This window comes from Acinetobacter sp. NBRC 110496, from assembly GCF_000876115.1.
GTDB lineage: Bacteria > Pseudomonadota > Gammaproteobacteria > Pseudomonadales > Moraxellaceae > Acinetobacter.
This window is the reverse complement of record NZ_BBTF01000001.1, coordinates 1-16,205: the sequence shown is the minus strand read 5'-3', so window position 1 is coordinate 16,205 and position 16,205 is coordinate 1. Positions and strand designations below refer to the sequence as shown.

The window sequence follows — 16,205 nt, the reverse complement described above, 5'->3', positions numbered from 1 at the left end:
TTATAAACTTATGTTTCTTCCTACTTTGAATAAAACTTTTAAATTTTTGACTTTAAGCGCTGGTTTATTCTTGAGCAGCAATTGGGTACAAGCAAATGAATTCTACACCCATCCCAATTATCCTGCATTCAAACAAAAAGCGATGGCAACGTATGGTTTAAGCAGCGAGCAAATTGATGCAGCCATGAGCGGCGCGCGCAACTTGCCCAATATTTTAAACATCATGACACGCCCTGGTGAAAGTAAACCATGGTACGAATATCGTTCAATGTTTTTAGCTGAAGGAACCATCCAGCGCGGCGTTCGTTTTAAAAATCAGTATGATGATGTGCTGAATCGTGCAGAACAGCAATATGGCGTGCCTAAGTCAGTCATTCTCGGGATTCTGGGAGTGGAGACAGGTTATGGCGCCAATAAAGGCTCTTTCATCACTCGAGATGCTTTGGCAACACTGGCCTTTGGTTATCCACGACGTGCTGATTATTTTAGTGATGAACTCGCAGCCTTGATTTCTTGGACCTATAAAGAAGGTTACCCAACCAACAGTATCGTGGGCTCTTATGCAGGTGCAATTGGTTACCCTCAGTTTATGCCAAGTAATATCCAAAAATTAGGTGTGGACTATGATGGTAATGGCCATATTGATTTAAGAAATTCTGCTGCAGATGCCATCGGATCAATTGCCAACTATTTAGCTCAACATGGTTGGCAACGTGATCGCCCAATTGGCTTCCCCGCACGATATACAGGTAACAATCCTGATAGCATCATTGCCAAGGATTTAACCCAACCAACACCTTATGGTGAGTTGAAAAGATTAGGGATCGCACCCGTCAACCCTTTGGTCAAAATTGATGATCTCGACTTGGTCAATGTCATTCAACTACAAGATCAATTTGGTCCCATCTACTATATTACTTATCCAAATTTTCAAGTCATTACGACCTATAACAGAAGCCGTATGTATGCAACTGCTGTATGGTTATTAGGCACAGAAGTAGCTAGCCGATAGGCTAGCTTTTTTTAACATAATGAAAAGTCAATAATTTTTTTATTAAAAAAGTACATAGATTCGGCATATTTTATAAATTGTTACAATATTGATTATTTTTTAACCAGAAACTGTAAGTTTTTGCCCTTTTTGTAACTATTTATCGTGAAGGACTAGACACACTTCGTAAGCGATGAATATTATCGCCGCAAGATAAAGTAATTGCAAAAGTGAATAATTAGACATGTGCACTATATTTCAAGGCGTTTTATTGAAATAGAAAAGCATGTTCTCTAGGAGTTTATACAATGCAGTTTTCGCTAAAATATATTCTAGCGCTGACGGCAGGCTTAAGTTTAAGCCCGTTACATGCTGAAATGGTACAGTCTTCATCATTATCAAATGATGTGGAAGGTTCTAATTTGGCTGCCCGCGTTCTAAGCAAAGATTCTCAAAATTTTAACTCTCGTTTCTCTAACGTTAATAGTCTTTCAATCACTGAGAGTTCAGGTGACAAAGTACGTCGCCAAACGATTGCTGCTAAGATCGATATCCCTGAAGAAGAGCCTTCAGTGATTGAAAAACTGAATACTGTTGCTTCGAACACCGTTCGTAAATTCAGCCAAAGTGGCGTTGCGTCATGGTATGGCCGTCAATTCCATGGTCGCAAAACAGCAAGCGGTGAAACATTCGATATGAATGCAATGACTGCTGCGCACCGTAGCCTTCCTTTGAACTGTTACATCCGTGTGACTAACAAAGACAATGGTAAAAGTGTTGTTGTTAAAGTTAACGATCGTGGTCCATTCCATGGTAACCGTGTATTAGACTTATCTTATGGTGCTGCCAAGCAACTCGGTATGTCGAGCGCAGGTACAGGTAATGTAAGTATCGAACGCGTTGATGGTCCTAACTCTTAATCGTTAAGACCTCAGCTAAAAAGCCGCTTATTGCGGCTTTTTTTATTTTATACATGCTCATCTTTAATGCTTTGCGCCCTATCCTCTTCTTCGGTATATTGAACACATAAAAATGAATACAGCAAGGAGCGCGCAGTGAAATCGATCGACGAATGGTTTGACGAATATAGTGACAGTCACCAAAACCAAACCAACAAAAAAATCCATTGGGTCTGTGTTCCCGCAATTCTATTTTCAATCATTGGTATTCTGGCGCACTTTAGTACCTTGCTGACCGCATTACTCTTAGTATTAACGCTGGTCTTTTATGCCCGTTTAGATATTGTTTTAGCTGTGGCGATGGCAGCGTTATTAGCAGTAATGGCGTGGTTAATTGTGATTTTACCTGTCGGCGTTGGCTTCTATATTGGCGTGTTTGTGATTGCATGGATCGGGCAGTTTTATGGGCACAAAGTTGAAGGTAAGAAGCCTTCATTCTTTAAAGACTTGCAATTCCTTCTAATTGGCCCTGTATGGTGCATGGACGCTTATTTAGCTAAAGTCCTACCTAAATGGAAACTTCGTCAAAAATCAGCGATTACAGGATAATTTAGCGCACATCTTGCAACTGACTGACTAGGGAAGAAAGTTATTGATACATTCTTCCTTGATATTTCAGCCAGCCATCCACATGTTTGCCACGTGGATCGTGATGGGTCCAGTGAACAACCCCGCCTTTCTGGCTGTATTCATATTCCCCAAAGAACTCAACTGTATCACCTTTTTTAAGACCTTCGATTCTTGGCGCCAAATCAATATTATGCGCAATTAAAACCGTTAAACCATTCTCCAGCTTGAGAATCATTTTTTGATGTCTTGAACCTTCGTTATCATCTGGCAAAATTGCTTTCACGATACCTTGTGCCTGTACTTGCACATTGCTCCGTTGTTGCTGGTAAGCCTGCATGATCTTCTGTTGATCATCAATAGAAACTTGATTACTTGAAGTCTGCGCAGGTGAATTACGACCTGAATTTTGTTTTTGCTTAAAATCAAAACCCAAATAAGCAGCAACTAACACAATGATGGCAATAATGATCAAATTATTTTTTTGAGAGTTCATATCTACTTTTCTCAAGCATAAGACAGCAAAATGCCAATCGATTTGATTGGCATTTTAATCATACAACGTCTAAACCAGTTAGAACAGACGATTCATACCATTCAACGCTGCAACGCGATAGGCTTCCGCCATGGTTGGATAGTTGAAGGTTGTTTCGACAAAGTATTTCAACGTATTGTTTGGGCTATGCATCACCACTTGTCCAATGTGAATAATCTCTGCCGCATTGTTACCAAAACAGTGAATACCCAAGACTTCTAAAGTGTCACGATTGAACAGAATCTTTAATTCGCCTACTGTATCACCTGTAATCTGCGCACGCGCCAAGTGACGGAAAGATGCCTGCCCTACTTCGTAAGGTACTTTTTCTTCAGTCAATTCCTGCTCAGTCTTACCAATCGATGAAATCTCTGGAATAGTATAAATGCCTGTTGGTACATCACGGATTGGCTTAACATTCTTTTCGCCTACCATGTTTGCACCCGCGCAACGACCTTGGTCATACGCAGCCGATGCTAAAGATGGCCAGCCAATGACATCACCCGCCGCATAAATATTTTCAGCTTCAGTTTGATATTGATCATTCACCATGAGCTGGCCACGACCATTTGGAACCAGGCCAACATTTTCCAAACCTAAACCATCAGTATTACCCGAACGACCGTTACACCATAAAATTGCATCAGCTTTGATTTTCTTACCGCTGAGCAAATGCAAGACCACATGGTCATCAAAGGTTTCTAAACGATCGATTTGTTCATTGTGACGAATCAATACGCCTTGTTCACGTAAGTGATATGACAATGCATCGGCAATTTCATCATCCAGATAGCTTAAAAGTTTTTGCTGAGTGTTAATCAAATCAACTTTATGATCGAGTCCAATAAAGATAGATGCGTATTCACAACCAATCACACCTGCACCGTAAATGATGATTTTCTGGATTGAATAATCAAGATCAAGAATCTTGTCTGAATCAAATACACGTGGATGATTAAAATCAAGGCCTTTAGGCTGGTATGGACGACTACCTGTTGCAATCACAATTTGCTTGCAAATAATGGTGTCTTTAATGCCATCCTGACCAAAAATCAAAACTGTGTTTTTGTCTTGGATATACGCACGACCGTGGAAAACTTCAATTTTATTGCGGTCATAAAAACGTGTATGTGTGTCGACTTGCTGCTGAATCACTTTATGCGCATTACGCAACACCTGTTTCATCGTGAATTGTTTCCACTCACCGACTTTTTGAAACATTGGATCACGTTGATAACGAATAATACTTGAAACTGTTTGACGTAATGCTTTACTTGGAATTGTTCCTACGTGTGCGCAGTTACCACCGAGTTGATCACGAACATCAACGATTGCAACACGTTTACCTGCTTTTGCAAGCTTCATTGCCGCGCCTTCGCCAGCTGGGCCAGAACCGAGAATTACTGCATCATATTTAACAATATTCCCACCAACGACCTCTTTCTTACGTGGCATTCAAAGCTCCTTTGTTTCTAACCGTTTTTGCTTTATATATGATAACCAATATGCAGGCAGATGATGTATTTCACAACTATATATTTTTATATATTTACATTTTCAAAATGAATACCACTTTTCATGCTTTATTACGGCAAATTTGACTATAATAACGGGATATCTCAAGTCAAAGGCTGTAGAAATTATATGTCTGAACACCGTAAACCTGAACAGGGTATAAAACTTCGTGGCGCGGAAAAAGTCGCAAGAATTCCTGTAAAAGTTATCCCTACGGTTGAAGTACCTCGCAAACCTGACTGGATTCGAGTCAAGATGACCGCTCCAGAAGAAGTTCAGCGTATCAAAACAACCTTGCGCTCGCAAAAACTGCATACGGTATGTGAAGAAGCTGCTTGTCCTAACCTACCTGAATGTTTCGGTGGTGGTACAGCAACCTTTATGATCATGGGTGACATCTGTACACGTCGTTGTCCTTTCTGTGACGTTGCACATGGTCGTCCAAATGCTTTAGATCCAGATGAACCTCGTCATATGGCAGAGACCATTTCCAATCTCGGCCTTAAATATGCGGTGATTACCTCGGTTGACCGTGATGATCTTTTGGATGGCGGTGCTCAACACTTCGTTGATTGTATCAAAGAAGCACGTGAATTGAGCCCTAAAACCTTATTGGAAATTCTGGTTCCTGACTTCCGTGGTCGTATGGATATTGCTTTACGCATCATGACCGAATGCCCACCAGACGTATTCAACCACAACATTGAAACTGTGCCGCGTTTGTATAAAGCGATGCGTCCAGGTTCTGATTATCAGCACTCTTTAACACTGTTAAAAATGTTTAAAGAATACTGCCCTGATGTCCCAACCAAATGTGGCTTGATGGTCGGTATCGGTGAAACTGAAGAAGAAGTGATTGCCCTGCTTGATGATCTTAGAGCACATGATCTTGACTACATCACCATTGGTCAATATCTACAACCCTCTAAGCAACATGCACCCATCGATCGCTTTGTTACACCAGAAGAATTCGAGCGTTATGCAGAACATGGTCGCAAACTCGGTTTTAGAAATATCTGGTCTGCGCCAATGGTTCGCTCAAGCTACTTTGCTGATCGCCAATACCATGGTGAACCTGTACCAGCAGTACGTCGAAAAGTTGATCCTGCCAAGAAAATTGCAGTTCAAACCATTGAAGCTTAACGTTTAGTTGGCAATAAAAAACACCACGATTGTGGTGTTTTTTTATTATTAAAACAAAAGCTTAAGCAATATGTTTTTGTACCACAATCGAACCAACAGAATAACCCGCACCGAATGAAGAAATCACTGCATACTCACCATCATTGACCTGCTCACCGGTACGATGCATTGCAATGATGACGCCCGCAGATGAGGTATTAGCAAACTCATCCAAGATGATCGGTGCACGATCAAGATCAGCGTCTTTACCTACCACTAATTTTAAAATCAGTTCATTCATGTTGGCATTGGCTTGGTGTAACCAGAAACGCTTGATTTGTTCAGGGGTTAATTCAAGTTTCTCTAATTGTGCCGTAATGATTTTCGCAACCAGCGGACAAACTTCTTTAAAGACTTTACGGCCATCTTGGCGGAACAGTTTGTCATCCACCACCGCATCTTCACTGCGGTTTAAGAAACCGAAGTTATTACGAATATTATTTGAGAACTGGGTAAACAAATGAATATCTAAAATTTCAAAGCCAGATTTGCTTTCCGTTTCCTCAATGATCGATGCAGTTGCAACATCACCAAAGATAAAGTGTGCATCACGGGTACGATAATCCAAATGGCCTGAAGTAATCTCAACATTCAGCAGCAACACACGACGAGCACCACATTTCACTGCATCATAGGCTTGTTTCAAACCAAATGTTGCCGCAGAACAAGCCACATTCATATCATAGGCATAGCCTTGAATACCCAAGGCTGACTGGATTTCAATCGCCACTGCCGGATAGGCACGCTGCATATTTGAACATGCCAAGATGACTACATCAATGTCTTCTGCAGTGACACCAGCATTTTCCATCGCTTGTTTCGCTGCGATCACACCCCACTCCGCTTGGAGTGAAAGCTCATCATTACTGCGCTCTTGTAAACGCGGGCGCAAACGATTCGGATCTAAAATACCAGATTTTTCGACCACGTAACGGCGTTTAATCCCAGAGGCTTTTTCAATAAACTCAGGGCTTGAGCCGCGTAAAGCCTCAATCTCGCCTGCTTCGATTTGAGCTGCGTGGTCTTGGTTATACTGTTCTACATAAGCATTTAAACTTTCAACCAACTCTTCATTGGAAATAGATTCGGTTGGGTGGAATAAACCTGTACCAGTTATACGGATGCCCATGTAAAACTCCTGTAAAGAATGCTTCTAACTTTCATATTTCTCAGTTTAACCGATTGCTAATCGATCCCATAGTTTTTGTAATCTAGTTGGTGAAATAGGCAGCTTTGTTTTCATCGGCTGAGAAAACAAGGAAATTCTGAGTTCTTCCAACATCAAATACAATTCTTTGATTCTAAGATCATTTTTAAATTTAAACACTTTGTCCATCCATGGATCGACATCATCAATTGCAGCAAGGTCTCGTTGTAGATTATTGGGCAAACGATCTAAACGCAATAGCAGTGCTTTTAAATAGCGCGGGTATTCCTGCCAAATCTCAGGTGGACGGCTATACACAAAGTTTGCCAAAGACATTAAATCAAGCTGATCTTCAATATCATCTACACTTCGGCCAAAGATCGTCTGATCCAAGACCAATAATTCACGGCGAATCTGCTGCCATTGGGTAAATATTTCAGTTAAATCACTTAATGTCTGTTGACCATTTGCTAAAAACTGCTTTTTGGTTTCAGTCAGTAGTTGCTGAAACTCATCTGAATTTTTAGGTAGCTCCTGAATCGAAACCTGTAAGGTTGCATAGACCAGCATTTGTTCCAGTTTGGCACGATCTCCCAACGGTGAATAAGCCAATGCCAACGGCTTGGAAATCTGCTTTTTCAATTGACGGATTAAATCTCCCAATTGCATATGCACCAGACGAATCACCCCTTCACGATGTTGCTTGATCGCTTCATCTTGATCATTGAAGGTTTGAATCACCACGCCCGATTCATCTTTGGCATCAAGCTCAGCAAATCGCTTACTTGGAACCAACGCCTGATATTGCTTAACGATCACGCCCGTCACTTTTTGTGAGGCTTCAAATACAAAATTCTCAGGGAAGGTCTGGAACTCACCGGCTTGCTGTTTCACTGGACGATGAGTTTCAACACGACAACGTGCTTTTAATTCGTCTAAGTCACGGCCTTGAGCAATGAGTTTACCTTTTTCATCTAACACCTTGATAAAAGGCACCAGATATTGATCAATCCGCTCAAAAGAAAAATCTTTTTCCGTGATCTGCTCGCCACGTAACGCAAAGGCTAAATAATTAAATAGATGCTCACGTAAATGTACCGCATCAATGCCTTGCATCAACTTTTTTGCCGTATCTGGAATCGGAACCAGATTACGACGTTTATCTTTAGGAAGTGCCTTCAGTAAAGCTTCAATTAAATCTTGTCGCCAACCTGGAATTCCCCAAGACCATTGCTTTTCATCCACTTGCGGTAAAGCCTGTACAGGAATTTTAACCGTTGCCCCATCTTCATCATGACTTGGATCAAAACGATAGCTTGCAGCCAAACGTAACTGACCATTATGCAGATAATCTGGAAATTGTTGCGTGGTCGGACGATCATTCATCCACAAAGCATCGTCTTCTACAAAAAGATAACGTGGATTTTCTGTTTCTACTGTTGCGCGCCAATCTTCAAAGCTACGACGACTGGCAATTTCCTCTGGCACTTTCTCGGCATAGAACTGGTAAATGGTTTCCTCATCGACCACCAAATCGCGACGACGCAACTTATCTTCTACCCGTTCAACTTCTTCGAGCTTCAACAGGTTGTGCTTTAAAAACGGCGGTGTAACACCTAAATTACCTGTAGTCAGAGCATCTCGTAGGAAGATTTCATGTGCCGCAGGCTGATCTACTTTCTCAAAATTCACCATGCGTTTCGGTTCAATGATTAAACCAAACAATGAAATCTGCGCATAGGCATTGACGATGCCTGCTTTTTTCGACCAATGTGGCTCAAAGTAATGATATTTCAATAGATCGCGTGCTGCCAATAAAATCCATTCTGGATCAATTTTGGCCAAGGTACGTAAATACACCTGAGAGGTTTCCACCATCTCAAAGGCCATGACCCAAGCAGTATTGGTCTTATGTAAGGTACTGGCAGGAAAAACTTTGGCCTTCTGCTGGCGTACCGCCATAAAAGTATTACGTTCATCGGTTTTGTTGGCGATAAATGAAAGCAAGCCAGTTAACAGCGCACGATGTAAGTTTTCATAGTTGGCTGATTTTTCATTAAAACTGAGTTTTAAGCCTTCAGCCAGCTCTACTAACTGCTGATGGGTTTGTTTCCATTCACGTAAGCGTAACCAACTCAAGAAATGTTGCCGTGCAAACTGACGGCGCTTGTTTTCGGTTTGTGTATCTGGACTGGTTTGAATGGTATTCCAAAGTTTTAAATAGAATAGAAAATCAGAGTCAGCTTCTTTAAATAAAGCATGCTTTTGATCTGCCTGCATTTGTTTATCGGCAGGACGTTCACGCGGATCTTGAATGGCCAAGGCACTGACAATAATCAGCGTTTCTTTCAATACGCCAAAGTGCGCACCGCCAATCAGCATTCGTGCCAGTCGTGGGTCAATCGGCATACGCGCCATCATTTGACCGACTTTGGTTAAGCTATCTGGGCTTCCCCCTTTGGTAAAGGGGGATTGAGGGGGATTATCTCTAGATGAATCTCCCTTGCGGAACATCGTTTGTTCCTCACCTCTTTGGGAAAGAGGGGCTTTTTTATCTGTTAATGCCCCCAATTCAATCAAGAGTTTGCGACCATCATTCACCAGACGAAAATCAGGTGGTTCAATGAAATCAAAATCTTCCAGACTGCCCAGACCTAAACTTTGCATCTGCATAATCACGGAAGCCAAGTTAGTTCTTTTAATCTCAGGTTCGGTAAACTCAGGACGACTTAAAAAGTCTTCTTCGCTGTACAAACGAATACAGACACCCGCAGCAATACGACCACAACGGCCTTTACGCTGATTGGCTGCTGCCTGCGAAATCGCTTCAATCGGTAAGCGCTGTACCCGTGAACGGTAGTTATAGCGGGAAATACGGGCAAAACCACTATCAATCACATAACGAATATTCGGCACCGTCAACGCCGTTTCCGCCACGTTGGTGGCAATAATAATGCGCCGTCCTTTACCACTTGGACTAAAAATCTTTTGCTGTTCAGCCAGCGCCAAACGTGCATATAAAGGCAGTACCTCAGTATGTCGAGGACCATGCTTTTGCAAGGTTTCCTGTAATTCCCGAATTTCTTGCTCGGTACTGGCAAAAATCAGAATATCGGCATGTTCAGGATGACCACGACTTTCTGCATCGGCAAAACATTCTTCGACTGCTTGTACCACAGCACGTGGTAGATTTTCTTCAAAGTCATCGAACTCATCATCATCACTACCGACAATACTCAGCTCGGAGATGGGACGATAACGTACTTCAACAGGGAAGCTTCGCCCTTCCACTTCAAAGATTGGGGCATTATGAAAGTATTGACTAAAACGGTTTACATCTAAAGTCGCCGAAGTCACGATGACTTTTAAATCAGGACGCTTTGGCAATAACTGCTTGAGATAGCCCATGATAAAGTCAATATTGAGTGAACGTTCGTGCGCCTCATCAATAATGATCGTGTCGTATTTCGACAGGAAACGATCATTGGTGAGCTCTGCTAACAGAATACCATCCGTCATCAAACGGACGATGGAGTCTTGCGAACCTTGCTCATTAAAACGAATCTTAAAGCCAATTGATTCGCCAAGCTTCTCGCCCACTTCTTCCGCAATGCGTTGCGAGACACTGCGTGCAGCCAGACGACGAGGTTGCGTATGACCGATCATGCCTGTAAGACCACGACCCGCCAGCATCGCAATTTGCGGTAGTTGCGTGGTTTTACCAGAGCCAGTTTCCCCTGCCACAATAATGACTTGATGCTTTTGAATCGCAGCAATCAGGCGATCTGTATATTGAGTAACAGGCAAGTCTTGATTGAGCTTGATTTGCGGTATACGGGCTAAACGCTGTTTAACTTTATGATTGGACTGTTCAAATAGTTTTTCGATGTCTGCTTTTTCTGTTTTCTTATCCTTGCGCAGTCGATTTAAACGGTGACGGTCACGTGCCATAACCCATTGATCTACATTTAAATGACTCTGCACTGAACAGCTTTCCTGAAAATAAAAAGAATCGCCTATTTTACGCCTTAAAACCTTGCTATGCAAAGAAAGCTTTTCTAGACCTTAGCGACCGCAGAGGCTTAGCACTAAAAATTCAGATCTTGAATCAAGTTAAATAATTATTCATCCGAAGCTGAAACAATAAAAACAGACCTTAATTTTGATTCACTTACTTCGTTTGGATCAAAATCAACGACAAGATTAAGAAAAGTAGAGACCTGTAACCAGTGTTGATAACCTTTTCCTTTTAATACTTTTGGAATGAAAATAGCGCCTTCTCTTATTTCTTGCTGACTTTGTTTTGCATCCAATACAATCATCGAACATGAGAATAAATCAACTGCCTGACAATTTGGAATAAATATTGCCCCCTCTTTTGGGAGATAAGTTTTTGCTTGTGTAAGACTTACTAGACCACTATATGATTCCATTCCTTCACTCCTGCCAATTAATTCCTGTATTTTTATAGTAACAAATCAATAATCTCATCAAACTAATTTCTCTTCTCCTTATCGTATTCGTATTTTTTCTTTTGCAAATCTATCCTAACGCTCAAGGATCACGACCAGATAGTACTCAAAAACAAAACAGATAGCCGTAGAAAATTTAATCGTATATCTTGGTTTTTTATATATTTTTAGATTTTTTCAATTTTACCCTTGAATTTTAACAGCGTAGACTTCATGTTGTTATGCACATTAGTTTTGGATAGTTTGTCATGTTTGCTTCATCTGTATGCAGTCAAATAAGGCAGATATCCTTGGGTGAAAGTCGTTTTTGATTGAGTTATTCAATTTTCCGATTTTAGTCATGTAAAAATACTATTTCCCCAATAACTAAAAATTATTTATTCTTGATCTCGTAAACAAGTAAGGCGTTAGCCTCTCAATAAAACCTCAATCATGGAGACAATGATGAGCTTAATTAATACTGAAGTTAAACCATTTAAAGCAACTGCGTACCACAACGGTCAATTTGTTGAAGTATCTGAAGCTGATCTTAAAGGCAAATGGTCTGTTGTATTCTTCTACCCAGCTGACTTCACTTTCGTATGTCCAACTGAGTTAGGCGACCTTGCTGACAACTATGCTGAATTCCAAAAATTAGGCGTTGAAATCTATGGCGTATCTACTGATACTCACTTCACGCACAAAGCTTGGCACGACACTTCAGAAGTTATTGGTAAAATCCAATATCCATTGATCGGCGATCCAACTTGGACTCTTTCTAAAAACTTCGAGGTATTAATCGAAGCTGCTGGTCTTGCTGACCGTGGTACTTTCGTAATCGATCCAGAAGGCAAAATCCAAATCGTTGAAATCAACGCGGGTGGTATCGGTCGTGATGCATCTGAACTTCTTCGTAAAGTTAAAGCTGCTCAATACGTTCACGCTCACCCAGGTGAAGTATGTCCAGCTAAATGGAAAGAAGGCGAAGCTACACTTGCTCCATCTATCGACTTAGTTGGTAAAATCTAATTATCTAGATTAGACCTAGTCGTCTGAAACCACCCTTTTTAGGGTGGTTTCTTTTTGCCTGTTTTTTTCAAAATCGTAGATTAGTAATCCTATAATTTTATAGCTAATTTTTTACAATTCTTATACTTATAAGTTTATAGCAAGCTGCACATATGAATTGTCAGACCGTCCCAGTTGGAGTACTGTCAAATGAGGAAACACCAGAGTTATTCATTATGTACTAAAAGATCAAATCAATATGGGGACGAATATATGGAAAAACCGGTTGTTGTAACCTCTTGGAAATACGATGTTTCTTCACGCTATTTAAAAATTTTCTATAGCAATGGCTCAGGCGAGCTTTATCATCCTGTTCCAGAGTTTATCTACAATAATTTGCTTCGTACCAACGATAAAACAGCCTTTGTGCACAAATATCTTGAATTTGATCTACATTTTAAACGGCTCTGTATCTCAGCTTAAAATATAAAAAATCAGCCCAATTGGGCTGATTTGCATTGGATCTGGTTGAGCTTTAAGTGGCACTATGTTGTTCAGCATATTTCTCTAACATTTTCTGTCTGGCCTCAGGATAAACATTAATTCTGTCTAAATCACCTTTGTAGTGCTGCACCACTCGATCATCCATAATTTTTGACCACCACGATGGAATAAACGCAGGTAAAATCATTGCGCCATACCCTGCTGGTAATTGAGGTGCATCTTCAAAATGACGCAAGGTCTGGAAGCTTCGAGTTGGATTGGCATGATGATCCGAATGGCGTTGTAATTGATACAAGAACAAATTGGTCACCACATTATTATTGTTCCAACTATGCTCAGGTAAAGTACGCTCATATTGACCATTGGCCTTTTTCTCGCGCTTTAAACCATAATGTTCAATGTAATTCACTGATTCGAATAAAGTAATTGCATAAGCGGCTTGCGTGACTTGGAACGGTACCGAACACATGCCAAACTTGCTAAACATAGCCGCATGATACACGGCAGACATCGCCCAGCCATGTATCAACTCATTTTCCTTACAGAAGAAAGGCAACTTCTTACGTGCTAAACGACTCTTTTCAATTTCAATCGCGGATTTAAAGCTGCCAATGACAGTACGTGGTAAGAATTTCCAGAAAGTTTCGCCAAATTGTGACGATGCAGGATCTTCTGGTGTCGCAACACGACGATGGTGTCCATATGGATGTTCGATGCGGAAGTGGTTATACCCCGATGGTACTAAGGCCAAGTGGGAAAGATAATGTTCAAGCCGCCCAGTTTTATGGCTAAGTTCATGCGCGGTATTAATCGCAATCCCATTGACCATGCCCACCAAAGTTCCAAGTAAAACTTGATCCGCGACGGGTGTATTTTTACGACTGGCTAAATAAGCGCCATAAATATTGGTCGCATATTGTAATGGTATGAAAAGCTTCACAATACGTGAATAATAAGGATCTGCTTCCAAGTCTGCGATTGCATCTAATGGCGGATTTTCCGTGTCTTCACCAATTAGTTTATCCAGTGCAGGAATAACGCCATGAATAAATAATGGACCAAAAGAAGCGAAGAATTTTTTGGTTTTCTTCGGGCCAAATTGATAAGCCGCCAGACCGCTCATTGCAATTGTAGGGACAGCCAACCCCAATAACCATAAATGACGTTTTTTATCTTTAAAGTTTGTTGTTGCCTGCTCTACATCAATTTGAGTATGCATATTCATTAAAATTTCCTCAATCAAACACAAAATGTTTTGCCTGAATTGAGTGTGTGCTTTTATCGCCCCTCTATATTATCATTTTAAGACTTGCTATTATCATTTTAAGACTTTAATGAACAATTCTTGTGCAAAAGCAGCAAATTCCCGTAATTCCATCGCGTTATTATTTGCGGCTGATTGAAATACTGATCAGTACACATCAATACGATAATGATTTGCTCATCCGTTTAAAAGATGAACTTGCGAAAACAGAACTGCTGTCAGTTCAACAAATTGAACAATTCATTGCGATTGGTTTAAGCCTACCCAATACCCAAGACCTCGCCTTTGAACTAGGGAAAAACCTAAAACTGAGTTCACACAGTTTGGTTGGTTATGCCCTGATGACCAGTCCTCATCTAGAGCATGCACTTAGACTGATTGCACAGTACTTTAGACTGATTATGCCGAGCTTTAAGTTGAGCATTCATTTTCCAGCAGAATCAAACAAGGTTGAACTGTTATTTGAACCGATTTTACACATGAACAAGCAGTGTCTGGCCTTTCATATTGAAGCGATTGCGGTAGCCTTTTACTACAGCTTATTAGAGTTGGCGGGTCAGCAATTACAACGCTATCAAGTCTATTTAAGTATCCCAGAACCAGTTTATCAGGAACGTTATCTACATTTAGTCAAAGCCAATTTCCACTTTAACTACAACTGGATCTCAGGCATACGGGTTGTCATTGATGCACAACAATTGGCACTGCCCTTACCATTGGCAGATGCGCATAGTTTAAAAGTGGTTGAACAACGTTGTCAGGAACAAATTCAGAAAATCTATCACCAAGGTGAAATTGTGGAATGGGTCAGCATGATGCTCAAGCAAGCCAATCAAGTCCCTACCTTAACTGAATGCGCCAAGGTCTTGAACATTTCTACCAAAACCTTACAGCGTTATTTGCAGCAGCAAGGTGTTGAGTTTCAGGTATTAAAACAACAGATCAGCACTGAACGTGCCATTGATTTGTTAGAGAATTCTAGCTTTACCATTACAGCGATTGCTTATGAACTGGGTTATTCCAACCCTGCCAATTTTACCCGTGCCTTTAATAAAGTGATGGGTTGTAGTCCACAAGCTTATCGCTTAAACCACCAAGATAAAATCAATTCACTTCAAGATCACCATACATAAGCCCGCGCCAATCGGCAAAGTTGTACTCATGTAATGTTCATCATGCTTGATCAATTCCAAAAAGGTTTTTACTTCGGCAGCATGAGAAATTACGTTATCAATAATCAAGGTACTGCCAGCGTTTTGTAATAAACGCTTTAAATCGGCCCAGTAACTCACGTAATGAATACGCTCTGCATCCAGTAAAATAAAATCAAACGGTTCACTGGCTTGGGCCAGAAAATCCGCTGCGTCTCCCACCCAGAAATCAATTTGCTGTTCTAACTCAAATTCTTCTGCATATTTTTTCGCTTGAGCACTACGTAAAGGATCAATTTCTACAGTTTGAACGTTGCCATCTACCGCTTGGGCAGCCTCAGCCAACCATAAGGTTGAATAACCAGTAGAAGTACCGATTTCCAGAATACGTTTTGATTGCTGGCAACGAACCAACATTGCCAATAATTTTGCCGACTCAGCTTCAATATTCCGATAGCGACTCAGACGATCAGACTGTTGAGCATCATGTTGCTTGAACTGATCATATAAATCAGAAATACGTTGTAAGAATACACTACTGGTCATCTCTGCCCCTCCCAATACCAAGTCAGCAAATTACGCTTAAGTCGCTTGAATCAATTTAAAACGGGGCTGGATTTGTCCATCAGCCAGTTGAACCGTTTCACGAAACATCGCTAATGGACGTACCCACATGGAGTAATCCCCATATAGGCATTGGTAAACAACCAGCTCTTCTTCGGTTTCACTATGACGAGCCACATTGAAGACCTGATAAAGTTGTCCTTTATAGTGTTGATAGATGCCGCGCTGTAATGCCATATTGCTTACCCTTTTATGCCACGCAATGATTGCAGTTGTATAACAAGTTTGATTGTACTGTTTTTTTTATCGAAAGGTACATTTCAAAAATTCAACTGACATACCAAAATTCAAAAAACCGATTAAAATC

General features: G+C 40.9%; 15 protein-coding genes. 7 read left to right on the top strand and 8 right to left on the bottom strand.

Annotated features, from left to right (window positions below):
- Window positions 1-10 precede the first annotated feature (10 nt).
- The 3 genes from mltB to Aba26S_RS00065 all read left to right on the top strand — a co-directional run bounded on the left by mltB (window position 11) and on the right by Aba26S_RS00065 (window position 2,499).
- Window positions 11-1,012 (top strand): lytic murein transglycosylase B, encoded by a 1,002-nt coding sequence (gene mltB / locus Aba26S_RS00075; protein WP_005242007.1) that lies wholly within the window; start codon window positions 11-13, stop codon window positions 1,010-1,012.
- Window positions 1,013-1,299: 287 nt separating this feature from the next.
- Window positions 1,300-1,911: a septal ring lytic transglycosylase RlpA family protein gene (locus tag Aba26S_RS00070; RefSeq protein WP_004654033.1), complete on the top strand. Its 612-nt coding sequence runs from the start codon at window positions 1,300-1,302 to the stop codon at window positions 1,909-1,911.
- A gap of 135 nt (window positions 1,912-2,046) precedes the next feature.
- Entirely contained in the window at window positions 2,047-2,499 is a 453-nt protein-coding gene (locus Aba26S_RS00065; protein ID WP_016652220.1) for a DUF962 domain-containing protein, read from the top strand.
- A 40-nt stretch (window positions 2,500-2,539) separates the two neighbouring features.
- Here the strand turns inward: Aba26S_RS00065 and Aba26S_RS00060 are convergent, their stop codons facing one another.
- Window positions 2,540-3,013: a DUF3465 domain-containing protein gene (locus Aba26S_RS00060; protein WP_005242009.1), complete on the bottom strand. Its 474-nt coding sequence runs from the start codon at window positions 3,011-3,013 to the stop codon at window positions 2,540-2,542.
- Between the two features lie 78 nt (window positions 3,014-3,091).
- A complete protein-coding gene (sthA, locus tag Aba26S_RS00055; RefSeq protein WP_004806376.1) occupies window positions 3,092-4,507 on the bottom strand; it encodes a Si-specific NAD(P)(+) transhydrogenase in 1,416 nt (471 codons plus the stop codon).
- 189 nt (window positions 4,508-4,696) lie between these two features.
- Here sthA and lipA point away from each other — a divergent pair, with 189 nt between their 5' ends.
- Window positions 4,697-5,710: a lipoyl synthase gene (gene lipA, locus Aba26S_RS00050; RefSeq protein WP_043969667.1), complete on the top strand. Its 1,014-nt coding sequence runs from the start codon at window positions 4,697-4,699 to the stop codon at window positions 5,708-5,710.
- A gap of 61 nt (window positions 5,711-5,771) precedes the next feature.
- Here lipA and Aba26S_RS00045 read toward each other — a convergent pair whose 3' ends face one another.
- The 3 genes from Aba26S_RS00045 to Aba26S_RS00035 form a co-directional block, all read right to left on the bottom strand.
- Window positions 5,772-6,878, bottom strand: coding sequence for a beta-ketoacyl-ACP synthase III (locus Aba26S_RS00045; protein WP_005242012.1), 1,107 nt, complete (start codon window positions 6,876-6,878; stop codon window positions 5,772-5,774).
- Window positions 6,879-6,923: 45 nt separating this feature from the next.
- Complete coding sequence (locus tag Aba26S_RS00040) at window positions 6,924-10,880, bottom strand: DUF3418 domain-containing protein (protein ID WP_043969666.1); 3,957 nt, start codon at window positions 10,878-10,880, stop codon at window positions 6,924-6,926.
- Between the two features lie 137 nt (window positions 10,881-11,017).
- Window positions 11,018-11,329, bottom strand: coding sequence for a hypothetical protein (locus tag Aba26S_RS00035; RefSeq protein ID WP_043969665.1), 312 nt, complete (start codon window positions 11,327-11,329; stop codon window positions 11,018-11,020).
- Window positions 11,330-11,812: 483 nt separating this feature from the next.
- Here Aba26S_RS00035 and ahpC point away from each other — a divergent pair, with 483 nt between their 5' ends.
- Window positions 11,813-12,376 (top strand): alkyl hydroperoxide reductase subunit C, encoded by a 564-nt coding sequence (gene ahpC, locus Aba26S_RS00030; protein ID WP_005242015.1) that lies wholly within the window; start codon window positions 11,813-11,815, stop codon window positions 12,374-12,376.
- 252 nt (window positions 12,377-12,628) lie between these two features.
- Window positions 12,629-12,838, top strand: a complete 210-nt coding sequence (locus Aba26S_RS00025) for a KTSC domain-containing protein (protein ID WP_005204416.1) — start codon at window positions 12,629-12,631, stop codon at window positions 12,836-12,838.
- 52 nt (window positions 12,839-12,890) lie between these two features.
- Here Aba26S_RS00025 and Aba26S_RS00020 read toward each other — a convergent pair whose 3' ends face one another.
- A complete protein-coding gene (locus Aba26S_RS00020) occupies window positions 12,891-14,084 on the bottom strand; it encodes an alkane 1-monooxygenase (RefSeq protein WP_043969664.1) in 1,194 nt (397 codons plus the stop codon).
- Between the two features lie 122 nt (window positions 14,085-14,206).
- On the opposite strand from Aba26S_RS00020, the gene Aba26S_RS00015 reads away from it, so the two are divergent.
- Window positions 14,207-15,256, top strand: a complete 1,050-nt coding sequence (locus Aba26S_RS00015) for an AraC family transcriptional regulator (RefSeq protein ID WP_043969663.1) — start codon at window positions 14,207-14,209, stop codon at window positions 15,254-15,256.
- Here Aba26S_RS00015 and Aba26S_RS00010 read toward each other — a convergent pair.
- Together Aba26S_RS00010 and Aba26S_RS00005 are read right to left on the bottom strand one after the other, a co-directional pair.
- Window positions 15,233-15,820 carry an O-methyltransferase gene (locus tag Aba26S_RS00010; protein ID WP_005242019.1) on the bottom strand — a complete coding sequence of 196 codons (588 nt, stop codon included), beginning with the start codon at window positions 15,818-15,820 and terminating at the stop codon, window positions 15,233-15,235. The genes Aba26S_RS00015 and Aba26S_RS00010 overlap by 24 nt on opposite strands.
- Before the next feature lie 36 nt (window positions 15,821-15,856).
- On the bottom strand, window positions 15,857-16,075 hold the full coding sequence (locus tag Aba26S_RS00005) for a DUF1653 domain-containing protein (protein WP_005242021.1): 219 nt from the start codon (window positions 16,073-16,075) through the stop codon (window positions 15,857-15,859).
- Window positions 16,076-16,205 lie beyond the last annotated feature (130 nt).